General features: G+C 71.4%; 23 protein-coding genes. 15 read left to right on the forward strand and 8 right to left on the reverse strand.

Annotated features, from left to right (window positions below):
• The first annotated feature begins 2 nt into the window (after positions 1-2).
• Positions 3-1,169, forward strand: coding sequence for an FAD-dependent oxidoreductase (locus G6038_RS26075; RefSeq protein WP_346772924.1), 1,167 nt, complete (start codon positions 3-5; stop codon positions 1,167-1,169).
• A 31-nt stretch (positions 1,170-1,200) separates the two neighbouring features.
• Positions 1,201-2,016, forward strand: coding sequence for an aspartate/glutamate racemase family protein (locus G6038_RS26080; protein ID WP_165041143.1), 816 nt, complete (start codon positions 1,201-1,203; stop codon positions 2,014-2,016).
• A gap of 13 nt (positions 2,017-2,029) precedes the next feature.
• On the opposite strand, the gene G6038_RS26085 is transcribed toward G6038_RS26080, so the two are convergent.
• A complete protein-coding gene (locus tag G6038_RS26085) occupies positions 2,030-2,641 on the reverse strand; it encodes a TetR/AcrR family transcriptional regulator (protein WP_165041145.1) in 612 nt (203 codons plus the stop codon).
• Positions 2,642-2,732: 91 nt separating this feature from the next.
• Complete coding sequence (locus G6038_RS26090; RefSeq protein WP_100058826.1) at positions 2,733-3,098, reverse strand: SPW repeat protein; 366 nt, start codon at positions 3,096-3,098, stop codon at positions 2,733-2,735.
• A 230-nt stretch (positions 3,099-3,328) separates the two neighbouring features.
• On the opposite strand from G6038_RS26090, the gene G6038_RS26095 reads away from it, so the two are divergent.
• Positions 3,329-4,576, forward strand: a complete 1,248-nt coding sequence (locus tag G6038_RS26095; RefSeq protein WP_165041147.1) for an MFS transporter — start codon at positions 3,329-3,331, stop codon at positions 4,574-4,576.
• A 73-nt stretch (positions 4,577-4,649) separates the two neighbouring features.
• On the opposite strand, the gene G6038_RS26100 is transcribed toward G6038_RS26095, so the two are convergent.
• On the reverse strand, positions 4,650-5,705 hold the full coding sequence (locus G6038_RS26100) for a ferredoxin--NADP reductase (protein ID WP_165041149.1): 1,056 nt from the start codon (positions 5,703-5,705) through the stop codon (positions 4,650-4,652).
• Between the two features lie 317 nt (positions 5,706-6,022).
• Here G6038_RS26100 and mdo point away from each other — a divergent pair, with 317 nt between their 5' ends.
• The 4 genes from mdo (at position 6,023) to G6038_RS26120 (ending at position 10,772) form a co-directional block, all read left to right on the forward strand.
• On the forward strand, positions 6,023-7,294 hold the full coding sequence (gene mdo, locus G6038_RS26105) for an NDMA-dependent methanol dehydrogenase (RefSeq protein ID WP_003937677.1): 1,272 nt from the start codon (positions 6,023-6,025) through the stop codon (positions 7,292-7,294).
• A gap of 91 nt (positions 7,295-7,385) precedes the next feature.
• The gene (locus G6038_RS26110) at positions 7,386-8,456 is read left to right on the forward strand and encodes a MoxR family ATPase (RefSeq protein ID WP_165041151.1); all 1,071 of its coding nucleotides are present in this window, start codon (positions 7,386-7,388) and stop codon (positions 8,454-8,456) included.
• A gap of 4 nt (positions 8,457-8,460) precedes the next feature.
• A complete protein-coding gene (locus G6038_RS26115; RefSeq protein WP_165041153.1) occupies positions 8,461-9,993 on the forward strand; it encodes a VWA domain-containing protein in 1,533 nt (510 codons plus the stop codon).
• 185 nt (positions 9,994-10,178) lie between these two features.
• Positions 10,179-10,772, forward strand: a complete 594-nt coding sequence (locus tag G6038_RS26120) for a carboxymuconolactone decarboxylase family protein (protein WP_165041155.1) — start codon at positions 10,179-10,181, stop codon at positions 10,770-10,772.
• A 13-nt stretch (positions 10,773-10,785) separates the two neighbouring features.
• Here G6038_RS26120 and G6038_RS26125 read toward each other — a convergent pair whose 3' ends face one another.
• Entirely contained in the window at positions 10,786-11,145 is a 360-nt protein-coding gene (locus G6038_RS26125; RefSeq protein WP_241009815.1) for a hypothetical protein, read from the reverse strand.
• A 310-nt stretch (positions 11,146-11,455) separates the two neighbouring features.
• On the opposite strand from G6038_RS26125, the gene G6038_RS26130 reads away from it, so the two are divergent.
• The 3 genes from G6038_RS26130 to G6038_RS26140 are packed head-to-tail and all read left to right on the forward strand — an operon-like array spanning position 11,456 to position 14,755.
• Positions 11,456-12,631, forward strand: a complete 1,176-nt coding sequence (locus tag G6038_RS26130; RefSeq protein WP_165041156.1) for an iron-containing alcohol dehydrogenase — start codon at positions 11,456-11,458, stop codon at positions 12,629-12,631.
• 19 nt (positions 12,632-12,650) lie between these two features.
• The gene (locus G6038_RS26135) at positions 12,651-14,090 is read left to right on the forward strand and encodes a sensor histidine kinase (RefSeq protein ID WP_165041158.1); all 1,440 of its coding nucleotides are present in this window, start codon (positions 12,651-12,653) and stop codon (positions 14,088-14,090) included.
• Entirely contained in the window at positions 14,087-14,755 is a 669-nt protein-coding gene (locus G6038_RS26140) for a response regulator transcription factor (RefSeq protein ID WP_006932871.1), read from the forward strand. Before G6038_RS26135 ends, G6038_RS26140 begins: the two co-directional genes overlap by 4 nt.
• A 168-nt stretch (positions 14,756-14,923) precedes the next feature.
• On the opposite strand, the gene G6038_RS26145 is transcribed toward G6038_RS26140, so the two are convergent.
• Positions 14,924-15,331 carry a RidA family protein gene (locus G6038_RS26145; RefSeq protein WP_165041160.1) on the reverse strand — a complete coding sequence of 136 codons (408 nt, stop codon included), beginning with the start codon at positions 15,329-15,331 and terminating at the stop codon, positions 14,924-14,926.
• Between the two features lie 98 nt (positions 15,332-15,429).
• On the opposite strand from G6038_RS26145, the gene G6038_RS26150 reads away from it, so the two are divergent.
• Entirely contained in the window at positions 15,430-15,810 is a 381-nt protein-coding gene (locus tag G6038_RS26150; protein WP_165041162.1) for a helix-turn-helix domain-containing protein, read from the forward strand.
• 120 nt (positions 15,811-15,930) lie between these two features.
• Here the strand turns inward: G6038_RS26150 and G6038_RS26155 are convergent, their stop codons facing one another.
• Positions 15,931-17,148, reverse strand: a complete 1,218-nt coding sequence (locus tag G6038_RS26155) for a lipase family protein (protein WP_165041164.1) — start codon at positions 17,146-17,148, stop codon at positions 15,931-15,933.
• 154 nt (positions 17,149-17,302) lie between these two features.
• Between G6038_RS26155 and G6038_RS26160 the strand changes: the two genes are divergently transcribed.
• Together G6038_RS26160 and G6038_RS26165 are read left to right on the forward strand one after the other, a co-directional pair.
• Positions 17,303-18,265 carry an ABC transporter ATP-binding protein gene (locus tag G6038_RS26160; RefSeq protein WP_165041166.1) on the forward strand — a complete coding sequence of 321 codons (963 nt, stop codon included), beginning with the start codon at positions 17,303-17,305 and terminating at the stop codon, positions 18,263-18,265.
• On the forward strand, positions 18,262-19,896 hold the full coding sequence (locus tag G6038_RS26165; protein ID WP_165041168.1) for an anibiotic ABC transporter: 1,635 nt from the start codon (positions 18,262-18,264) through the stop codon (positions 19,894-19,896). Before G6038_RS26160 ends, G6038_RS26165 begins: the two co-directional genes overlap by 4 nt.
• Before the next feature lie 79 nt (positions 19,897-19,975).
• Here G6038_RS26165 and mftM read toward each other — a convergent pair whose 3' ends face one another.
• Together mftM and mftR are read right to left on the reverse strand one after the other, a co-directional pair.
• Positions 19,976-20,785 carry a mycofactocin oligosaccharide methyltransferase MftM gene (gene mftM, locus G6038_RS26170; RefSeq protein ID WP_165041170.1) on the reverse strand — a complete coding sequence of 270 codons (810 nt, stop codon included), beginning with the start codon at positions 20,783-20,785 and terminating at the stop codon, positions 19,976-19,978.
• Positions 20,782-21,441, reverse strand: a complete 660-nt coding sequence (gene mftR / locus G6038_RS26175; RefSeq protein ID WP_165041172.1) for a mycofactocin system transcriptional regulator — start codon at positions 21,439-21,441, stop codon at positions 20,782-20,784. Before mftR ends, mftM begins: the two co-directional genes overlap by 4 nt.
• A gap of 124 nt (positions 21,442-21,565) precedes the next feature.
• On the opposite strand from mftR, the gene mftA reads away from it, so the two are divergent.
• Together mftA and mftB are read left to right on the forward strand one after the other, a co-directional pair.
• The gene (mftA, locus tag G6038_RS26180; RefSeq protein ID WP_065922321.1) at positions 21,566-21,661 is read left to right on the forward strand and encodes a mycofactocin precursor MftA; all 96 of its coding nucleotides are present in this window, start codon (positions 21,566-21,568) and stop codon (positions 21,659-21,661) included.
• Positions 21,662-21,687: 26 nt separating this feature from the next.
• Positions 21,688-21,981, forward strand: coding sequence for a mycofactocin biosynthesis chaperone MftB (mftB, locus tag G6038_RS26185; protein ID WP_170914118.1), 294 nt, complete (start codon positions 21,688-21,690; stop codon positions 21,979-21,981).
• The last annotated feature ends 15 nt before the right edge of the window (positions 21,982-21,996 follow it).

Genomic DNA, 21,996 nt, shown 5'->3' on the forward strand with positions numbered 1-21,996 from the left:
GGATCATCGTGGTCGGGGCCGGGCTGGCGGGGGTGCGTGCGGCCGAGGAACTGCGCCGCGGCGGATTCGACGGCGAGCTCGTCCTGATCGGCGACGAGCCGCACCTGCCCTACGATCGGCCCCCGCTGTCGAAGGACGTCGTCCGTGGCGCGACCGACGACACCACCCTGCAGCCGCGGGAGTTCTTCGACGACCAGCGCATCGAGCTCCGCCTGGGCGTGCGGGCGCAGGGCCTCGACGCGGCGGCCCGCACCCTCACCCTGTCCGACGGGCAGAGCGTCGGCTTCGACGAGCTGATCGTCGCGACCGGGTTGCGGCCGCGGAAGCTGCCCGGCACGGCCGGGCTCGCCGGGGTGCACGTGCTGCGCTCCGTGGACGACAGCCGGGCCCTGCGCGCGGCGATCGTCCCGGGCGGGCGGGCGCTGATCGTCGGCGCCGGCTTCATCGGCTGCGAGGTCGCGGCGAGCCTGCGGGCGCGGGGCATGGACGTGGTGCTGGTCGAGCCGCAGCCGACGCCGCTGGCGTCGGTGCTCGGCGAGCGGGTCGGGGCGCTGGTGGCCCGGTTGCACACCGCCGAGGGTGTCGACGTGCGGTCCGGCGTGGGGGTGCACGTCCTGCGCGGCGACGGGCGGGTCACCGGCGTGGTTCTGAGCGACGGCACCGACCTCGACGTGGACCTGGTGGTGGTGGGGATCGGCTCGGTGCCGGTCACCGGCTGGCTCGACGGTTCGGGGGTGCGGGTGGACAACGGTGTGGTGTGCGACGGCGTGGGCCGCACCTCGGCCCCGCACGTGTGGGCGGTCGGGGACGTCGCGGCCTGGGAGGTCTCGGACGGTCGCTGCGCGCGTCTCGAGCACTGGACGAACGCGGGGGAGCAGGCGAAGGTGCTCGCCGGCGCGCTGCTCGGGTCCGGCGTCGCCGACGCCGCGCAGGTGCCGTACTTCTGGAGCGACCAGTACGACGTGAAGATCCAGGCCCTCGGCGCGGTCCGCGCCGACGACACCGTGCACGTGGTGCGCGACGACGGCCGCAAGTTCCTCGCCTACTACGAGCGCGACGGTCGCCTCACCGGTGTGGTCGGCGCGGGACTGGCCGGGCAGGTGATGAAAATGCGAGGGAAGATCGCCGAGGGCGCGCCGATCACGGAGATCCTCGCGCCCACGTCCTAGCCGCCGGGACGGCGGGCGCTAGATTCGTGTGGTGATCGTTGCGCTCATCGACTCGGGTCTCGGCCTCCTGCCGACGTCTGCATGGCTGCGCCGATTGCGTCCCGAGCTGGATCTGATGCTGTCGATGGACCCGGACGGCGCCCCGTGGGGACCGAAGCCCGGGGACTGGGTGATCGAGCGGGTCGTGAGCACCGCGGAGCGGGCCGTCACCCGGGGCGCCGAGGTGGTCGTCCTGCCGTGCAACACGGCGTCCGTGACCGCGCTCGAGCACGTGCGCGAGACGCTCGGTGACGAGATCCCGGTGATCGGAACCGTGCCGGCGATCAAGCCGGCCGCCGCGGCGTGCGAGTCGGTGGCGATCTGGGCCACCGCCGCGACCACCGCCAGCCGCTACCAGGCCGACCTGGTCGCCCGGTTCGCCGGGGGCCGCGACGTGGTGGGGGTGGCCTGCCACGGGCTCGCCGACGCCATCGACCGCGGCGACACGATCGCGGCGGTCGCGGCGATCGCGGCCGCAGCGCAGCGGACCCCGCCCGACGTGGGCGGCGTCGTCCTCGGCTGTACCCACTACCCGCTGGTGGCCGACGCCATCGCCGCGCACCTGCCGCCCGGTGTGCGCCTGTTCGACAGCGCCGAGGCGGTGGCGGCCCAGACCCTGCGCCGCATCGACGCCCTCGGCCGGCCGTGGGCGGGCAGCGGACGGGTCGAGGTGTTCCTGAGCGGGAGGCCGGGCGAGCTGCCCCCCGGCGCCCTCAGCTTCCCGGCGGGCCGGCAGCTCGTCGACGGCATCGGTGACCCGACCGCCGGGCTGCCCGGCGACGAGGCTCCCCGCGCCGAGACGCGCTGATCCGCCGCCCCGCTCAGCCCATCCCGGTCATGCCCGCGGCCACGAGCCGCGCGATGCCGCCGAGTTCGTCGGGGGAGGGCCCGTCGAGGCCGAACAGCCGGTCGACCGTGGCGGCGGAGAACATCGCCGACACCCAGGTCGTCGCGCAGGTGCGCAGGGTGCCCGGCTGTATCGGGCCGGGCACGCTGGCCTGCAGGACCCGCATGGTGGCCTCCTGCAGGGACGTCCGCAGCCGGCGCAGAGGGGTGCGCAGGCCGGGATGGGTCTCCGCCTCACGCCAGATCACCCGGAGCAGCGAGGAGTGGTGGGTGCGCAGGTCGAGGGCGGCGTCGAGGTTGACGAGGCTGGCCGCCGGGTCGCCGGGGGAGACGAGGCCGGTGACGTCCTGGATCGGTTCGGCCGGCAGCCGCTCGGCGACGAGGGTCTCGAGGATCGACTCCTTGGTGGGGAAGTAGTAGAAGATCAGTCCCTTGGGCACGTCCGCGGCGACGGCGATCGCGGTCGTCGAGGTGGCGTCGAAGCCGTGGGCGGCGAAGAGGGTTTCGGCGGCGTCGAGGATGTGGACACGCGCAGCGTTGTCCCGCCGCGCGCGGCGGCGCGGCGGTTTCGAGCCCGGGGTGCTCATGGCGTTCACCTCCGGGTGCAGGCAAGGGTGTGAAGGCGCCGGGGTGTGGGACGGAGGGCGAGAGCCTCGGCTCCCGCCCTCCGTGCCGTGATCAGTGGTGCGTGGCCAGTCCGCCGTGTCCGTGCATCCGGGCGCTCATCACGGGCAGTGCCGCCACCGCGACGACCACGGTGAGCACGCCCACCACCCAGGCCGTCCAGGATGCACCGCTGTACTCGGTGTAGCCCATGACCCAGGGGGAGAGGAACAGCAGCACGCCGAAGACGCCCATCGCGTAGTCGATCGCGGCCATGGTGGGCCGGACGATCTGCGCCAGTCCGGTCAGCGCGATCAGCACGCCGAGGACGATCAGGGTCCACATCGTTGTGTTGTCGTTGGCGACCCACAGCGGGGACAGGGCGGTGAAGACGCCCAGGATCACGGCCACGTAGTCCTGTAGCCGGCTGTCGGAGAACATGTCGAGCCTCCTAGTGCAGAGTGTGTCCTGCCTTCGGTATAGACCTGATCGACCGGTCGGTCAATGGTGTGGGGGATTGCACTGCGGTAACGCTCCTGTGCAGTTGGGAGGGGGTTTTTACGGATCGGTGACCGGGAGGGGAATGATCTCCCCGGGACGTGTGTTCCACTAGATCGTTGCCTTGGCCAACGAACTGTCGGCCGTTCCCGCACGAGTTCTCAGGAGGTCCGATGCCGGAGCCGACGCCGGGCCGCTCCCTGCCACGCCGTTACGGCTTCGTGGCGGTGGGCACGGCCAGCTTCCTGCTCACCGCCGCGTCGTCCGCTCCCTCCCCGCTCTATCCGCTGTACCAGCAGCAGTGGGGATTCTCCGCGGGAATGCTGACCGCCGTCTTCGCCGTCTACGCGCTCGCCCTGCTCGCCACGCTGCTGACGATCGGCTCGATCTCCGATCACGTCGGCCGCCGGCCGGTCCTGATCGGGGCGCTGCTGTTGCTCGTGGTGAGCATGGGCGTGTTCGTCCTCGCCGACGACGTGGGCTGGCTCGTGCTGGCCCGCGTGCTGCAGGGTCTCGCGGTCGGCGCGGCGACCGGCGCCGTGAGCGCCGCCGTGATCGATCTGCAACCGAACCCGCGCCTCGGATCCTTCGTCAACAGCGTGGCGCCGTCGCTCGGGCTCGCCCTCGGCGCCGCGGGGGCAGGCCTGCTCGTGCAGTTCGCGCCCCTTCCCACCGTCCTCGTCTACGCCCTCGTCGTCGTGATCGCGCTGGCGCTGGCCGTCGTGCTCGTCTTCGTCCCCGACCGGGCCCCCGCGCCGGGCTTCGCGTCCCGCCGGGCCGCGCTGCGCAGCCTGCTGCCGAGCGCGTCGGTGCCGGCGGACGTGCGGGGCCCGTACCTGGTGATCCTGCCCGGTCTGCTGTCGGCGTGGTCGCTCGGCGGCCTCTACATGTCCCTCGGCCCGTCGATCGTGGGCACGGTCTTCGGTATCGGTAACCGCCTCGTCGCGGGGCTGGCGATCTTCACCCTCTTCGCCTCCGGTTCGGTCGCCGCGACGGTGCTGCGCGGCTCCGACCCGCGGCGCGTCGTCGTCGCGGGGACCGCGATCCTCGCCACCGGCGTCGGCGTCGTCGTGACCGCCGTGCTCGGTGGCTGGGCCGTCGCGTACTTCGCCGGTACCGCCGTCGCGGGCTTCGGCTGGGGGGCGGCGTTCCTCGGGGCGATGAACGTCATCGGCGCCCTGGCGGCGCCGCACGAGCGCGGGCGCCTGTTCGCCACCACGTTCGTCGTCTGCTACCTCGCGTTCTCCGTGCCCGCGGTGCTGGCGGGCCTGGCGACGGGCGCGTTCGGGCTGACCGCGACGACGCTGGGCTACGGCTGTGCCGTGATCGTGCTCGCGCTCGGGGCCGGGGCGGGCGTGGCGCTGCGCGGCCCGCGGCGGCCGGGCGCCCAGCTCGCGGAGGCACCGGTTCTCGTCCGCTGAGGCGAGGAATGCCGGCGCGTACGCGAAGGGACCCTCCGTCCGGACGAGCCGGACGGAGGGTCCCTGCACCTTCTCAGAAGACGATCTTGACCGTGTCCGTCACCGGGTGGGCCTGGCAGCCGAGCACGTAGCCGGCCTCGATGTCCTCGGGGTCGAGGATCTCGCAGTTGTCCATCTCGACCTTGCCCTCGAGGACGGTGCAGGCGCACGAGCCGCACTCGCCCTCCTGACAGGAGTAGGGCACGTCGATCCCCTTGGCGAGCATGATGTCGACGAGGGTCCGGGAGCGCGGCCACGGGATCGTGTGGGTCTCGCCGTCGAGCTCGACCTCCACGGTCGCGGCGTCGGCCGCGTCCTCGTCGCTCACCTCGACGGGGGTGTGGTCGGCGAACGGGTCTCCCGCGAGGGAGTTGAACACCTCCGCGTGCACCTGGGCGCGCGGCATGCCCGCAGCCTGCAGCGCCCGGTGCACGGCGTCCATGAACGGGCCGGGGCCGCACATGAACGCCTCGTGGCTCGTGTACGGGGTCACCAGGGTGGCGAGGTGGTCGGCGGACGGCAGGCCCTGCACGGACTCGAGCCAGTGCACGACGGTGAGCCGGGTCGGGTATTTCTCCGCCAGCGCCCGCAGCTCCTCCGCGAAGATGATCGACGCCTCGTCGCGGTTGGCGTAGACCAGAACCACCTTGCCCGAGCCCTGGGTCAGCGCCGACTTGAGGATCGAGACGACCGGAGTGATGCCGCTGCCGGCGCCGAGCAGCAGGAAGTCGTGGTCGAGGGACTTCGGGGTGAACACTCCCGACGGTGGCAGAACCTCGAGGCGGTCGCCCGCGGAGATCCGGTCGCACAGCCAGTTGGACCCGTAACCGTCGACGGTCCGCTTGACCGTGACCTTGGGGGCGTCGTCGGTGTACGGGGAGCTGGCCAGCGAGTAACAGCGGGCCACGGAGCCGGTCTGCTCGCTCGGGATCCGCAGGGTCAGGAACTGTCCGGGCTTGTACGCGAACTTGTCCTGGAGCTCGGCCGGCACGTCGAAGACGATCGAGCGCGAGTCCGGCGTCTCCTCGATGACTGCGGAGACGGTCAGGATCGCGGATCGCGAGCCGTGCGGCACCTCGACTGTCGTCATGGCCAGGTCGGTCCTTCCGTGGTGCGGGTGAAGCAATCTAGAACGCGTTCTAGTTTCAGGATATCAGCAAGACGACGCTACCGGGACGGGGTGCGCCGGGGTCCGGCCGGCTCCCGATCAGCGGGAACGGCACCTGCCCGAACGGGTAGGCCCGCGCGCTCGACCGGACGGCTTCGGTCCCGCGACCGGACGGTTCGGGCTCGAAGCCCTTTCCGTGAGCGTGATCGAGCCCGACAGTGGGGAAGGGAAGAGACGCCGGTCACACCGGCCGCCCCCTTCGAACCACCACTTCCGGCCGACACACCAGGAGAAACGCGATGGCCATCGAACTCAACCAGATCTGGGACTTTCCCATCAAGGAGTTCCACCCCTTCCCCCGGGCGCTGATGGGTGTCGGTGCCCACGACATCATCGGTGTCGAGGCGAAGAACCTGGGCTTCAAGCGCACCCTGCTGATGACGACCGGCCTGCGCGGCTCGGGCATCATCGAGGAGCTCATCGGCAAGATCGAGTACCAGGGTGTCGAGGTCGTCCTGTTCGACAAGGTCGAGTCCAACCCCAAGGACTACAACGTCATGGAGGCCGCCGCCCTATACCAGCAGGAGAAGTGCGACTCCATCATCTCCGTCGGCGGCGGCTCGAGCCACGACGCCGCGAAGGGCGCCCGCGTGGTCATCGCCCACGACGGCCGCAACATCAACGAGTTCGAGGGCTTCGCCAAGTCCACCAACAAGGAGAACCCGCCGCACATCGCCGTCTCCACCACGGCCGGCACCGGCTCGGAGACCTCCTGGGCATACGTCATCACCGACACCTCGGACATGGACCACCCGCACAAGTGGGTCGGCTTCGACGAGGCCACGATCGTTACCCTCGCGATCGACGACCCGCTGCTGTACTACACCTGCCCGCAGCACTTCACCGCCTACTGCGGCTTCGACGTCCTCGCCCACGGCTCCGAGCCGTTCGTCTCGCGGCTGGACTTCGCGCCGTCGCTCGGCAACGCCCTGTACTCGATCGAACTCGTCGCCAAGCATCTGCGCGAGGCCACCTTCGAGCCGCGCAACCTCAAGGCGCGCGAGGGCATGATGAACGCCCAGTACATCGCCGCACAGGCCTTCAACTCGGGCGGCCTGGGCATCGTGCACTCCATCTCGCACGCCGTGTCCGCCTTCTTCGACAGCCACCACGGCCTCAACAACGCCATCGCCCTGCCGCGTGTGTGGGAGTACAACCTGCCCTCGCGCTACGAGCACTACGCCCGCATCGCCACCGCGATGGGCGTCGACACCCGCAACATGACCACCGTCCAGGCCGCGGACGCGGCGGTCGAGGCCGCCATCCGGCTCGCCAAGGACGTCGGGATCCCCGACAACTTCGGTCAGGTGCGCGTCGACTCGTACGAGAAGAACCGCATGAACACCGGCAAGTACGCCGGCCGCGGCGACGTCATCAAGGGCGACGAGAAGACCGTGCGGGCCATCTCCGAGCACATCCAGGGCGACTGGTGCACCCCGGGCAACCCGCGCGAGGTGACGGTCGAGTCGATGATCCCGGTCGTCGACCACTGCATCAACCGGTCCTACTGACCCACCTGCTCGATCGATCCCGTGCCCGGGGCGGGGCGACCCGCCCCGGGCACACCCACCTCCCTCGAGTGCCGACGACACAGGAGCACCGATGACCAGCTTCGCCAGCGGACCGGAACTCGCCGACGCGCTGCGCCGCCACGACTACATCGCCGACGACGAGTTCGCGGTCGTCGTCCACCTCGCCACCGCGCTCCAGCGACCCCTGCTGCTCGAGGGGCCAGCCGGCGTCGGCAAGACCGAGCTGGCCAAGGCGCTCGCCGCCGCCGGCGGGCGCAGGCTGGTGCGGCTGCAGTGTTACGAGGGCCTCGACGACAGCCGGGCGCTGTACGAGTGGGACTACGCCAAGCAGCTGCTGCACGTGCAGATGCTGCGCGACCGCATCGGCGAGCAGCTCGCCGCCTACCCCGACGTCGCCGAGGCGTCCCGGTTCCTCGCCGCGCAGGACTTCGGCCTGTACTCCGAGAAGTTCCTCGCCGTGCGCCCCCTGCTCGAGGCGATCCTCTCCCCGGAACCGGTGGTGCTCCTCGTCGACGAGGTGGACCGCACCGAGGAGTCCATGGAGGCGCTGTTGCTCGAGGTCCTCGCCGAGGGGCAGGTCACCATTCCCGAGGTGGGCACCTTCACGGCCCGGTCCTCGCCGTGGGTGATCCTGACCTCCAACGACACCCGCGAACTCTCGCCCGCCCTCAAGCGCCGCTGCCTGCACTACCACGTCGGTTATCCCACCCCCGAGCGCGAGCGCGAGATCGTCACCGCCCGGGCCCCCGAGGTCGACACGGTGACCGCCGCCGAGGTGGTGGACCTGGCCCGCACCCTCCGGGACCTGCCGTTGCGCAAGAGCCCGTCCATCTCGGAGGTGATCGACGCCGCGCGCGCCGCGACCGTCCTGCGGCGAGGCGGCGGCGACCACACCTCGCTCCGGCAGATCCGCGACATCCTGCTCGCGACGTTACTCAAGTACACCGGCGACGCCGACCTGGTCCGCGCACGTCTCGACGGGAGTCCGGCCGAGGTCGCCGTGACTCCGGCCGAACCGGCGGGGGAGCGGCCCGAGCGGGCCACCGTCGCGTCCCGGCCGGCCAACACCACCACCGCGGTGTTCCGGGGACGCGGTGGTGGCGGCGGCCGAAGCGGCGTCGGCATCGGCGTGCGGCGGTGACGCGATGCCCGTGACGCCGCTGGCGACGATGCGCACCTCGTATCCCCTCGACGTGGTCGCCGCCGTGTTCGGGCGCCTGCTGCGCCGGCACGGGGTGTCCGCCTCGCCCGCCGAGACCATCGAGGTGCGCCGCGTGCTCGGTCTGGTCGGGGCCCGCGACCGCGACGTCCTGCGGGCCTGCCTGCGTGCGGTGTGCGCGAAGTACCCGCACGAGCAGCCCGGCTTCGACCGGGCTTTCGACGCGCTGTTCGCGGCGACGGATGCGGCCGGGGCCGCGGGCGAGAAGTCCACGCCCCGGGCGCAGTTCGCCGAGGCCCTGCCCACCGCGCTCGAACTCGACGACGATCCGGAGATCGCCCGCTACGCCGAATACAACGAACGTGCCGCGGAGGTCGGCGACCACTTCGACACCCCGGAGGCGGACAAGGGCTTCAATCCGCACAAGGACGACGACGACGTCTCCATGACGTCGTCGGACGCCGCCCTGGCCGTGGACACGGGAGCCGACTCGGGGCGGCGCGGGGTCACCTACACCGTCGACGTGGATCGGGCCGGCGCCGCCGCCGTCGGCGAGCTGGCCGCGAATCCCGGTGCCGCCGTGGTCGGCTCGCTGTCGTGGGACGATCCGGAATCCATCCTCGCGTGGCTCGACGCCTACGATCCGCGTCGTGCCTACGGCGACGACCAGGCCGACGAACCTCTCACCGCCGCGCAGCTGAACCGGCTGGTCGAGGCCGTCGAGGCGTTCGTCGCGGCACTGTCCCAGGCCGGACTCGGCGGTCCGCTGCCGGAAGGCGAACCCGACGCCCCCGACACCGCCGGTGACGTCGCGTCCCGAGCCGAGATCGAGCTGGCGTGCCACGAGGTGCTGCGGCGGATGCGCGGACCGGCCCGGCCGGTGCCGCGCGAACTCACCCGGGGCCGCCTCGACATGCGCCGCACGGCCCGCGCCGGGATGCGCACCGACGGCGTGCCGTTCCACCTGATCGTCCGCGCCCCGCGCCCGGACCGGGTCCGGCTGCTGATCCTGGCCGACGTGTCCCTGTCGGTGCGTCCGATCACCGCGTTCACGCTGCGCCTGGCTCAGGCCATGCACGGCCGGGCCCACCGGTGCCGGGTTCTGGCCTTCGTCGACCGGCCCGTCGACGTGACGCGGGAGCTGCTGGCGAGCACCGGGGACGGCGCTCTCGCCGCGGTCCTGGCGCATCCCGGCCTCGACCTCGAGGCGAGCAGCGACTACGGCCGGGTCCTCGACGAACTGCTCACCGAGCACGCCGGGATCGTCGACTCGCGCACCAGCGTGCTCGTCGTCGGCGACGGCCGCTGCAACGGCCTGCCCGCCCGCGCCGACCGCCTCGCGGACCTGCGCCGTCGCGTGCATCGGCTCGCCTGGGTCACCCCGGAACCGCAGCGCTACTGGGCCCAGGCGACGTGCGCGATGCCCGAGTACGCGCCGGAATGCGATCGCGTCGTCGTCGCCCGGGACGCCGCCCAGTTGCTCTCCCGCGCGGCGGAGCTCGGGCACGCACTGCGTTGAGTGTGCGCGCCGGCCGCCGCCGGCCCCGCTCCGGGCGGGGGAACGGCGGGTGGTTACCATGGACCGGTAAATACCCCCCGGGGTGTGTGTGCGCCGTCTGCCCACGCCACCGCCGGCGGACCGGCCGGCGTACGGGAGAGTGCTCCGGCACATCGGAATCCCGGGCACAGTTGAGGAAGACGACGATGCAGTTCGCGAAGAAGCACTATTCGATCCGTGAGGCCTACTGGATCTTCTACCGGGGCGTTCGATCGATGAAGCACCTGGTCGGTGCCAGGAAGCGCGCCGAGTTGAGCCCCGAGTTCGTCGAACGGATCATGCTGGCGGTGACCGAGGTGAACGGCTGCGGCGCCTGCTCCTACGCCCACACGAAGATGGCTCTCGAGGCCGGAATGAGCAGCGCCGAGATCCGGAACATCCTGTCCGGGGTCCTCGACGACGTTCCCGACTCCGAGGTCGCTGCGGTCCTGTTCGCCCAGCACTATGCCGACACCCGGGGCAACCCGACGGCCGAGGCGTGGCACCGTCTCGTGGACGTGTACGGGAGGTCCGCCGCCGAGGGGATACTCGGGGCGACACGGGCGATCATGGTCGGCAACGCCCACGGAATCGCGTGGACCGCGCTACGCGGCCGGTTGAAGGGCAACCCGGATCCGCGCAGCAGCGTGGCGTACGAGGTCGCCATGTTGCTGATCGTCCTGGCGTTCCTGCCGATGTCCGTCGTGCACGCCTCGATCTCCGGCGTGCGCCGCGCGCCGCTCGTGGAGTTCGACCGGTAGGCCGGCGACCGGGTCAGTGGTCGCGCTTCGTGAGCCGGACCCGGTCGGGGCGGAAGTGCTCCAGGGCCTCGTCGTAATTCGCGCGTGCGAGCCGTTCCGACGTCCATCCCTGCGAGATCCACCGGTCCACGCCGAGCGGGTACCGGATCTCGACCCGGTGGGTGCCGCGGATCGCCAGGCGGCCCTCCGCGTCCTCCCGCGCCCTGACGTATGCGGCGAACTCACTGCCCAGCACCAGGGTGCGGTTGGGGCGTTCGATGACCGGATCCCCGACCCGCCGGTCGGAGTGGAGCGCCCGGTACGCCGAGTCGAGCGCCGCGATCTCGTTGTCGTGGACGTGCCATGTGACGCCGTCCACCTCGTGCCACCACACGATCCATCGGTCGTCGATGATGCTCTCCCAGGGTCGTTTCCGCCGGTGCGCAGCCCGTTTCCTGCGTATCCGGTCCACCCCTGCGACGTGCATCCTATATGTCCCGTTCCGGTGAGGCCGCAGTGGTGGCATTCACTTCGTATTCACCCCACGCCCGGCGCCCGGAGGTCCCCGGGCACGCTCGGGCCTACCTACCCGATCGGGCAGGTACCGTACCTGCCGTTCGGCCCGGTGCCGCCCCGTCGTGGAGGGGCTAGGCTCGAAGCCACGTAAGCTGGATCACAGCAATCGGGATCGTCAGGAGTGCGCAGTGGCCGTCGCATCGGAGCACGCCGCGACGACGCTGGCCAAGTTCCACGCCCCGGAGATCGTGTTCGGGATCGGTTCGCTGGTCGAGGCGGCGCACGCGGCGGTGCGGCTCGGCGCGGTCCGGCCCCTGCTGGTGACCGACCCGGGTCTGATCGAGGCCGGCTGGGCCGACGAGCTTCGCGGTCACCTCGTCGAGCAGGGACTCACCCCGATCGTGTGGGGTGACCTCACCCCCAATCCCAAGGACCACGAGGTCACGGCCGGGCACGAGACGTACCGGGCCCACGGCTGCGACGTGCTCGTCGCGCTCGGCGGCGGCTCGGTGATCGACGCCGCCAAGGGCATCGCGGTGCTCGCCGCCAACGGCGGCAGCATCCTCGACTACGAGGGCGTGGACCGGGCTGCGGCCCCGATCCCGCCGATGGTGGTGGTGCCGTCGACCTCGGGCACGGGCGCCGACGTCTCCCAGTTCTGCGTCGTCACCGACACCGCCCGCGGCACCAAGATCACCATCATCGGTCGTTCGCTGGTCCCGGACCTGACCGTGATCGACCCGCGGCTGCTCACCACGATGCCGGACGACCTGAACGCCGCCACCGGGTTGGACGCCCTGACCCACGGCGTGGAAGCCTTCGTCTCCCGCGCCCACAACCCCCTCACCGACCACCACGCCCTGCGTGCCGTCGGGCTCGTCACCGACACGCTGGTACGCACGATCGAGGACCCGCAGGAGATGGCGGCCCGGTCGATCATGGCGCAGGCCAGCCTCGAGGCCGGCCTGGCCTTCACCAACGCGATCCTCGGCGCCGCGCACGCGATGAGCCACCAGGTGGGGGGCCTGCTCGACCTGCCGCACGGCGTCGTGAACGGGGTGCTGCTCCCGCACGTCATCCGGTTCAACGCCGCGTCCGATCCCGAGCCGTTCGTCGCGATCGCCGCTGCCCTCAGGCTCGACGAGCACCGCGGCCCGGCCGTCGAAGCGGCCCTCGCCGTCGCGGACCGGGTCGAACGGCTCGCCCGGGAGGTCGGGGTGCCGCGCGGGCTGCGGGAACTCGGGGTGCAGGCGACCGACCTCGAACGCCTGGCCGCCGGCGCGCTGCGGGACGCGTGCATGTCCACCAACCCGCGCGAGGCCACCCAGGAGCAGATGGTGGCCCTGTTCCGGGCGGCGCTGTGACCGGGGCGGGCGGTGCCCGGTGACCGCGCCCGACCTGTCCCGGCTGACCGGACTGCGCTCCGGCAAGCCCACGTTCTATCCCCAGTACCGCGGGGCCGCCGAACGCCTCGAGCGGGTCGTCCATGCGCTCGAGCTGATCTCGCGTGCCCTGGTGCGCACCGTCGAGGGCCCCGAGACCCTGATCTGCGCCGTGGCGGAGGCGGCACGCGCCCACCTGAGCGCCCGATGGGTGGTCTTCGCCCTCACCGACGGCACCCTGCCCGACGCGGGGCCGCGCCGCCTGGTCCTCGGTCCCGACGCCACCCCGTTCCTCGTCGACAACGTCGAAGGTCCGCCCCTGCCCGACGACGTCGTCCGCTGTCTCGAGGACATCCGGTCGGGGTCGATCGGCCGGGACGCGGCCGTCGACACCCATCACGCGTTCGTGCCCATCGTCCTCGGCGGCGGCGTGACCGGCGCGATCGCCGCGTGGACCCCGGAGCACCGCACGCTCGACGGCACCGATCACGCCGTGCTGTCGATCCTCGCCAGCCAGACCGCGGTGGCGCTGCAGAATTCCGCGCTCTACCAGCGGGGCCAGTTGCTGCTCGAACGCGCGGAGCAGGCCTACCAGGAGGCGAACCGGGCGGCGGCGGACCTGCAGGCCCGCAATGCCGAACTCGAGGCGACGCTCCGGCAGTTGGAACTGACCCAACGGCAGCTGGGCGCCGCCCACCGGCACCAGGCGCTCGACGAGGAACGCCACCGCATCGCGCGGGAGCTGCACGACAGCGTCACCCAGGCCGTGCTGTCCGCCGGAATGCAGATCGAGGTGTGCCGCAGCGACATTCCCGACACCGAGCGCGGCGAGCGCCTCGACCTGGCGAAGGAGCTCACGCGGCGTGCGGTCGAGCAGCTCCGTTCGGCGATCTACGCGCTCAACCACCCGTCCGACTCGGATCGCACGTCGCTGCCGGAGATGCTCGAGCAACTCTGCGTCGCGCATACGCCGGGCGAACTCGACATCACGGTCCGGGTGGGCGGCACACCGGTCGAACTGCCGGGCGAGGCCGAACATTCGCTGCTGCGCATTGCGGGGGAGGCACTGTTCAACGCCGCAGTGCACGCCAATGCCCGGCGCGTGGTGCTGCGGCTGACCTACCGGCCGGACTCGGTGCTGTTGTCGGTCGCCGACGACGGAGACGGGGACCCGGCCCGGATGCGGCTGATGCTGCGCCTAGCCGCGGACAACGACTGGGACGGCCGGCATCGCGGTCTGGCCAACATGCAGGCCCGCGCGCACGAGCTCGGCGGCACTCTCGAGGTGCGCCGCGCCCGCCTCGGCGGGGTACGGGTGGCGGTGCGCATCCCGGTGCCCGAACCGGGGCTCGACGCGGAGCGGGGCACCGACGAGGCGACCGGAAACAACGGGAACAGTGCGGCGTCGGCACACGCGGCGCGGACAGGAGCACAGCGATGAACGTGGCAACCCCTCCCGGGACGGTGAACCGCACGGTCCGCATCGTTCTCGTCGACGACCACGCGATCCTGCGCCAGGGGCTGCGCTCGATTCTCGAGCGGGAGCCGGACCTGGCGGTGGTGGGCGAGGCGTCGCACGAGGCCGAGGCGGTCGCGCTGGTGGACCGGGTCCGGCCCGACATCGTGCTGATGGACCTGAAGCTCTCGGCCGGCTCCGACTACGAGGGGCTGGCGTTGTGCGGGCAGCTGTCGGCGGCCCGTCCCGGCCTGGGGTTGCTGGTACTCACCACGTTCCTCGACGAGCAGCTGGTCGTGCGGGCCGTGCATGCCGGGGCGCGCGGCTACGTCGTCAAGGACGTCGACACCACCGAACTCGTGCGCGCCATCCGCGCGGTGTCGCGCGGCGAGAGCGCCTTCGACTCGCGCAGTGCCGCGGCGGTGGTGCGGTCCCTCAACGGGCAGACCACGCCGCAGGAACAGCTCACCGATCGCGAGCTCGAGGTGCTGCGCCTGCTGGCCGCGGGCCTGTCGAACTCGAAGATCGGTGAGCGCCTTTTTATCTCGGGCACCACCGTGAAGTTCCACGTGAGCAACATCATGCGCAAGCTCGGGGTGAGCCGTCGCGCCGAGGCCGTATACGCCGCCAGCAAGCGCGGGCTCATCTGACCGCTCCCTTCCGGGCGCGCCGAGGCCCGTGCAGCGCGGGCGGGCGTGGACGCCGCGTGCGGTGCCCGGCCCGGACGAGTCCGCGGCCTGCACCGGTGATCGGTGCAGGCCGCGGGTCGGGGCGGGTGTCAGCTGCTGCCGAAGATCGGCGGGGTGCGGCGACTCGGTTCAGTCGAGGACTGCGGTGGCTTCGACCTCGACCAGGTGTTCGGGAGAGGACAGTGCTGCGACACCGATCAGCGTGCCCGGGGCTGCGGGGGTGACGCCGAGCTTCGCGGCGGCCCGGGCGACTCCGTCGACGAACCCACTCATCATGTCGGGAGTCCAGTCGACGACGTAGACGGTCAGCTTCGTCACGTCGGCGAAGGTGGCACCGACCTCGGCCAGGGCGGTTCCGACGTTGAGGTAGCTCTGCTCGACCTGGGTGGCGAGGTCACCTGCGCCGATCGTGGTTCCGTCGGCGTCCCAGGCGACCTGCCCGGCGATGAAGACCAGCTTCGAGCCGGTTGCGACGGATACCTGACGGTAGGCGTCGATCTTCGGCAATGCGCTCGGATTCACCAGGGTGATGGACATGCTGCCCACTTTCTCTCGGTCACTTGTGGTTACTCGGTAACCGTAGGAGAGTGTTCCCTGACGTGGAAGAACGCACTTTTCAGTGACTGGGGAACTCGATGGTGACCAAGCAGCTCAGCGGCCTGCCCGAAGATGCGGACCTGACGCGGGCGGACTCGCTGGCACGGGAGATCTTCTCCGACGTCGCCAACAAATGGGCGCTGTTGATCATCGAAACGATCGGTGACGACACCCTGCGCTTCAGCGAGTTGCGCAAGGGCATCGACGGCATCAGCCACAAGATGCTCACCCAGAACCTGCGCATGATGGAGCGCAACGGCCTGGTCGAGCGGACGGTGTATCCCACGGTTCCGCCGCGGGTCGAGTACTGCCTCACCGAGCCGGGTCGAGCGCTCCGTGCGACGGTCGACGGAATGTGCGACTGGACGCAGCGATACCTCGGCGAGATCGAGGAATCCCGCCGGCGGTTCGACGCCTGACGCGCCCCACGCGAGCCGCCGCGGCGACGGGGCGGGAAGCCCGAGGCGCAGTCGTCACCGCCGGTCGTACCTGTGGACGGCGCTGCCGACCGACGGCTGCGCACGAAGCACGCGCGCAGTTCAGCAGGTCCCGGTGAGGGCCGTCCCGTCGAACCGCTCGCCGAGGAACTCGAACGCATCCGGCAGGCCGAGCACCGCCGCCGACATGTGGTCGGGGCTCGGGGTCTCGACACGGCGCACCGGCGCACCGGCGGCGCAGTAGCGGTCGAGCGTGGCGTCGATGGCGTCCACGGGGATGAGGGCGTCGGTGGGGCTGTGCCATTCGAACACCGGCACGGTCGGCACCCCCGGATACAGCTCGAGGCTGTTCTCCTCCGCGACGGCGACCGCCTCGGCGTCGTCGGCCAGGCGGGCGTTGGTGCTCACCTGCCGCAGACTGCCCCCGGCGCCGCGCGCGAGGATGTCGTTGGTGCAGGCGTTGGCCAGCGCGTCACGCATCTCCACACCCGCCGGGGTCAGGTCGGCGCTGATCCGCATCCGTTCGGGGTACTCGCGTTCCAGACCCAGCGCGGCGGCGAAGGCGAGACCGAAGGCGGGGTGCGGGTTCTCGCCGAGCGCCTCGGCCATCTTGCGGATGTTCATCGGCACGCCGCCCATCGCCGCACCCACCAGGTTCAGCTCGGGGGCGTAGGTCGGGGCCAGCGCCGCGGCCCACCCGGTGGCCATCCCGCCGCCGGAGTAGCCGGCCAGCGCGACCGGGCTGTGGGCGAGCTGCAGTTCGGGGACCCGCTGCACGGCGCGGATGCCGTCGAGGGTGATCTGCCCGCCGAGACGCGCCGCGCCGTAGGCGCTGTTCGGCCCGAGATGGTCCGGGATCGCGACCGTCCAGCCCCGCCGGAGAACGAGGTTGAGGGCGGGGGACTCCCGGACGGCAAGGTTCGGGTCGCTCGCCCACAGCGTCTGCGACGGTGCGCAGTGCGTGCCGAGGGCATTGATGACATGCTGGAACGACAGCAGCGGGTCGTCCGGGGCCTTGCCGACCGGGGCGAGGACCGTCGTCACCGCGGGGATCGGGTGACCGGCCGAATCCGTCGACCGGAAGCGCACCTGCCACGCCTCGACGTCGACGATGCCCGGCGGTGCGGGCACACGCCGCACCTCGAGCGCATCGCCGGCGGGCGTGACGGCGATGTCGGCTGCCGCGCGGTAGAAGGGGTCGTTCGACGGCGCCGGGTAAACGGGTGTGGCCACCGCGGTTCCGGCACCGGCGACCGCGGCGCACGCCGCCACCGCACCCGCCACCACAGTGCGGATGCCCCGACCGAGCCGTCCGGCCACGTCCCCCACCTCTCCAGCGCACCGACCGGTGCCGTTCCTCGAAACCAGTGATCCCGGCGAAGCCTAAGCGACCGATTTGCGAGGGTTCACCCGACCCCGCCCTCTCCGCGATTCGTCGCCACACGGACGCCCGTAGGGGCGTAGCCTCGGCAGCATGTCGGCGGCGATCTCCGTGGAACAGCTCGTCAAGTCGTTCGGAACCACCCGCGCTCTCGACGGCCTCGACCTCGAGGTCCGCCGGGGTGAGGTCCACGGGTTCCTCGGCCCGAACGGCTCCGGGAAATCCACCACCATCCGCATCCTGCTCGGGCTGCTGCGCGCGGATTCCGGACGGGCCGAACTGCTCGGCGGCGACCCGTGGCGCAACGCGGTGGACCTGCACCGGCGGCTCGCCTACGTGCCCGGCGAGGTCAATCTGTGGCCCAATCTCACCGGCGGCGAGGCGATCGATCTGCTCGCCGGCCTGCGCGGCGGAATCGACGAACGCCGCCGCGCCGAACTGCTCGAACGATTCGAGCTCGACCCCACCAAGAAGGCCCGCACGTACTCGAAGGGCAACCGGCAGAAGGTCGCGATCGTCGCCGCGCTCGCCTCGGACGTGGAGCTGTTCCTGTTCGACGAGCCCACCTCGGGCCTGGACCCGCTCAAGGACGAGGTGTTCCGGGACTGCGTCCGCGAGGCCGTCGCCGACGGCTGTTCGGTGCTGCTGTCGAGCCACGTCCTCGCGGAGGTCGAGGCGCTGTGCGACCGCGTCACCATCATCCGGCAGGGCCGCACGGTCGAATCCGGCACGCTGACCGAACTGCGGCACCTGACCCGCACCTCGGTGGTGGCCGACACCGTGCGCCCGGTGATCGGGCTGGACGTGGTGCCCGGGGTGCACGACCTGCAGGTGGACGGATTGCGGGTGCGGTGCGAGGTGGACACGGCCCACATGGACGCGGTGCTGCGCGAGCTGCTCGGCTTCGGCATCACGTCGCTCACCAGCACCCCGCCCACCCTCGAGGAACTGTTCCTGCGGCACTACGGCGACGAACTGCCGGGCGAGCACCTGCACATGCCCGGTGAGCGGCTCGCGCACGGTCGGCCGGCCGCCGGCGAGGGAGCCGGCGCATGAGTGCCGCCTTCGTCGGCACCGGCCGGCTGGTGCGCCTGGCGGCGCGCCGCGACCGCGTACAGCTGCCGGTGTGGCTGGCGGCGATCACGCTCGTGTACGCGATCTCGGTGTCGAGCCTGAAGGGGCTCTATCCGGAGCAGGAAGACCTGCACCTCATCGCCGTCAGCTCCGCGGTGTCCCCGGTGGTGCTGGCCACCAACGGCCTGGTCTCCGGCGACAGCCTCGGAGCGGTCGTCGCGGCCCAGACGTTGTTGTTCCTCGCTCTGGCGGCGGGCCTGATGAGCACCATGGCGGTGGTGCGGCACACCCGGCAGAACGAGGAGACCGGCCGCGCGGAACTCGTCGGCGCCAATGTGGTCGGTCGGCGGGCGCTGCTCACCGCGGCCCTGATCGTTGTCACCGCGGCGAATGTCGCGCTGGCGCTGCTGCTCACGGTCGTCTCCCTCGGTTTCGGGCTACCGCTGTCCGGATCTCTGGCGCTCGGGGTGGCGACGGGGGCGGCCGGGATCGCATTCGCGGCCGTCGCGGCCGTGACCGCGCAGGTCGCCGAGGGAGCCCGGGCCGCGAACGGGCTGGCCGGCGCGGCGCTGGGGATCGCGTTCCTGCTCCGTGCCGTCGGCGACAGCGCCGGCACCGTCGATCCCGGCGGGGTCAGCGTCACGAGCATGTGGCTGTCGTGGCTGTCGCCGATCGGGTGGGCGCAGCAGATCCGGCCGTTCGACGTGGACGCGTGGTGGATCCTGCTGCTGTTCGCCGCCTTCACCGCCGCGGCGACGTGGACCGCCTACGTGCTGACCGGCACGCGGGATCACGGAGCCGGGCTGGTGCAGCCGCGCCCGGGACCGGACCGCGCGGCGACGTGGCTGCCCACCGCCGCGGGCTTCGCGTGGCGGGTACAGCGCACGACGCTGATGTGGTGGGCGCTCGGCCTCACGGTCCTCGCCGCCACCTACGGCAGCGTCGCGAACGAGATGGACAACTTCCTCGACGAGGGCGGTGCCGTCGCCGACATGATGAAGCAGCTCGGCGGCGGAGCCGAGGCGATCACCGACGCGTACTTCGCGATGATCTTCCTCATGATGGCGATGTTCACCAGTGCATACGCGGTGCAGGCGGTGCTGCGGATGCACGGGGAGGAGACGTCCGGCCGGGTCGAGCCGGTGCTGTCGACGGCCCTCGGACGGGTGCCGTGGATGCTCGCGCACATCGCCGTGGTGACGGTGGGAGTGATTGCGCTGCAGATCGTCACGGGCGTCGCGTTGGCCGTCTCCTACGGCATGACGATCGGCGACGTCGCCGGTCCGCTCGGCAATCTGCTGCCCGCCGCGCTGGCGTTCGTGCCGGCCGTGCTCCTGGTCGGCGCGATGGCGGTGCTGTGCGTCGGGGTGGTGCCGCGCCGGGCGTCGAGCGTCGCGTGGGGCGTCTTCGCCGTGTGGTTGCTCATCGGGCAGCTCGGAGCCCTGCTGGACCTGCCCCAGGCGGTGCTGGACCTGTCGCCGTTCATCCACGTGCCGGCCCTGCCGGCCGCGGAGATGCGCCCGCTGCCGCTGCTGGTGCTCCTGGTCCTCACCGTGGCGACCGCGACGGCGGGTGTGAGCGCCATGCGTCGCCGCGACCTCGTCGTCCAGTGACCGACTCGGATCGTGGCCGAATGTCACATCGCGTCGATGTGACCGACGCAATGTGACATTCGGCCACAAGGCCGTTCGGTTACCGCGCGTCGAGCACGAGCCAGCCGCCGTGGTGCTCGAACGCCTCGAACGCGAGACCCGTGGATTCGCCGAGGGTGCGCAGGGCGGGCAGGTCGAAGGTGCGCACGTGGCCGTGGCAGGCGGTGGCCTCGTCCTCGAACGGCACCGCGATCACCACGCGCTCCCGGGCGATGCGCAGCGCTTCCGCGACGACGGCCGCACCGGTCGCGGCGTCGACGTGTTCGAGCAGATGGATCGCGGTGACGGTGTCGGCGCTGTCGTCGGGAACGGGCACGTGGGCCGCGTCGCACACGACGGTGTCCACCGCGAGGCCGAGCCGGGGCGCGACGGCGTCGAGCAGGGTCATGGTGCCGGGCAGGATGTCGGTGGCGGTCACGGCGATCCCGGCGCGCGCCAGGCGCAGCGGGAGGAATCCGAAGCAGGAGCCGAGATCCAGCACGCGGCCGCGGACGAGTTCGGCGGCCTTGTCGTGGATCGGGGCGAACTCGGCGGTGCCGTCCAGCAGTTCGGTGAGCGAGTTGCGGTAGTAGGCGACCCATGCGTCGAGAGCATCGGGCAGGGTGGAGCGCACCAGCCCGACCATCGTCAACTCGAACTCCTCCTGTCCGAGGTCGCTGCCGGCGATCGACGCGGTGACTCCGGCGACGAGACGTTCGCTCAGGTCGTCGGGCCCGAGCGAGTGGGTCACGTGCAGCCGGTCGCCCTCGCGGCGCAGGGCGATCGGGCCCGAGGTCACCTTCTCGACGGTGACGTGGGCGTGGGACCACCGGCCGGGCGGGCAGGGGGCGAGTGAGTCGAGCACAGTCATTGCAGCGCAGCCTTTTTCGATGAGGAGGAGGCGTCGGGACCGTCGGCGGACGGGACGGCCGCGTCGAGGCCACTGTAGAGGGCGCGCATGCCGGCGGACAAGAGATCCGGCAGCGCGAGCGAGTCGTCGGCGAGCCACTGCTCGTACGCCGCCATCGCCACGCCGAGCACGAGATAGCCGACGGTGCGCGGGAAGTGGTCGTCGGCGGGGGTGCCGATGCGGCGCGCGACGTACTCGGCGATCACCCGGCGCCAGCCCTCGTACATCACCACCGAGTACGCCTGCAGCGCCGGTACCCGCAGGATCAGGTCCATGCGGTCGCGGTGCAGCGTCGCCTCGGACTCGGGGAAGGTGTTGAAGTCGAGCAGCGCGGAGGTCAGCGCCTCGGCGAGGGGAACCTGGCCCGGCAGTGCGTCGAGGTGGGCGCGCATCTGTTCGAGGTGGCCGTCGAAGTCGCCCCACGGCACCGCGTTCTTGGACGGGAAGTACCGGAAGAAGGTGCGGCGGGCGATGCCGGCGGCTTCGGCGATCTGGTCGACGCTGGTCTCGTCGAATCCCCGCGTGCGGAACAGTTCGATCCCGATCGCGCTCAGCCCCTCTCTCGTGGTGGAGGGGCGACGACCTATCCGAGCGGACGGTTTCCGGCGGCTACGCATGGTGTGAGCCTTCCATGGGTGACATTGTGCACTCGATGCCATTACAGTGGTGAACCGAGTCACAGCGCAACGGGTCTGTGACGCCGGGCTCCGCTTGTGGAGTCCCCATCCGAGGAGGTAGTTGATGTCCGATCGTGACAACACCGTCGTCGAGTCCGACCTGGTCGAGGAGTCCCTCGTGGAAGAGGTGTCCATCGACGGCATGTGCGGCGTGTACTGATCGTGTCCGCCGACGCCGCCACCACAGTGTTCGACTCGCAGAAGGTCGACTCGGCAGGGTTCGATCCGGATACGACGTGGAGGCTGCACCCGCAGGTAGCGCTTCGCCCCGAGCCGTTCGGGGCGTTGCTCTACCACTTCGGGACCCGCAAGCTCTCGTTCCTGAAGAACACCACGATCGTCGAGATCGTCGAATCCCTGCACCAGCATCCGTCCGTGCGGGCCGCGCTCGCCGCGCACGGAATCGACGAGTCGGCGGCACGTCCGTACCTGCGGGCGCTGGCCACCCTGGCCGACTCCCACATGATCGTGCCGGCCTAGACCCCGCCGATACCC

The sequence above is a fragment of the Rhodococcus sp. 14C212 genome (assembly GCF_011058195.1).
Lineage (GTDB): Bacteria > Actinomycetota > Actinomycetes > Mycobacteriales > Mycobacteriaceae > Rhodococcus > Rhodococcus aetherivorans.

Bases quoted from the DNA above. Each gene is read 5' to 3' on its own strand.
- G6038_RS26085 (WP_165041145.1), bottom strand. From the start codon at position 2,641: ATGAGCACCCCGGGCTCGAAACCGCCGCGCCGCCGCGCGCGGCGGGAC.
- G6038_RS26090 (WP_100058826.1), bottom strand. From the start codon at position 3,098: ATGTTCTCCGACAGCCGGCTACAGGACTACGTGGCCGTGATCCTGGGC.
- G6038_RS26095 (WP_165041147.1), top strand. From the start codon at position 3,329: ATGCCGGAGCCGACGCCGGGCCGCTCCCTGCCACGCCGTTACGGCTTC.
- G6038_RS26100 (WP_165041149.1), bottom strand. From the start codon at position 5,705: ATGACGACAGTCGAGGTGCCGCACGGCTCGCGATCCGCGATCCTGACC.
- mdo (WP_003937677.1), top strand. From the start codon at position 6,023: ATGGCCATCGAACTCAACCAGATCTGGGACTTTCCCATCAAGGAGTTC.
- G6038_RS26110 (WP_165041151.1), top strand. From the start codon at position 7,386: ATGACCAGCTTCGCCAGCGGACCGGAACTCGCCGACGCGCTGCGCCGC.
- G6038_RS26115 (WP_165041153.1), top strand. From the start codon at position 8,461: ATGCCCGTGACGCCGCTGGCGACGATGCGCACCTCGTATCCCCTCGAC.
- G6038_RS26120 (WP_165041155.1), top strand. From the start codon at position 10,179: ATGCAGTTCGCGAAGAAGCACTATTCGATCCGTGAGGCCTACTGGATC.
- G6038_RS26140 (WP_006932871.1), top strand. From the start codon at position 14,087: ATGAACGTGGCAACCCCTCCCGGGACGGTGAACCGCACGGTCCGCATC.
- G6038_RS26145 (WP_165041160.1), bottom strand. From the start codon at position 15,331: ATGTCCATCACCCTGGTGAATCCGAGCGCATTGCCGAAGATCGACGCC.
- G6038_RS26150 (WP_165041162.1), top strand. From the start codon at position 15,430: ATGGTGACCAAGCAGCTCAGCGGCCTGCCCGAAGATGCGGACCTGACG.
- G6038_RS26160 (WP_165041166.1), top strand. From the start codon at position 17,303: ATGTCGGCGGCGATCTCCGTGGAACAGCTCGTCAAGTCGTTCGGAACC.
- G6038_RS26165 (WP_165041168.1), top strand. From the start codon at position 18,262: ATGAGTGCCGCCTTCGTCGGCACCGGCCGGCTGGTGCGCCTGGCGGCG.
- mftM (WP_165041170.1), bottom strand. From the start codon at position 20,785: ATGACTGTGCTCGACTCACTCGCCCCCTGCCCGCCCGGCCGGTGGTCC.
- mftR (WP_165041172.1), bottom strand. From the start codon at position 21,441: ATGCGTAGCCGCCGGAAACCGTCCGCTCGGATAGGTCGTCGCCCCTCC.
- mftA (WP_065922321.1), top strand. From the start codon at position 21,566: ATGTCCGATCGTGACAACACCGTCGTCGAGTCCGACCTGGTCGAGGAG.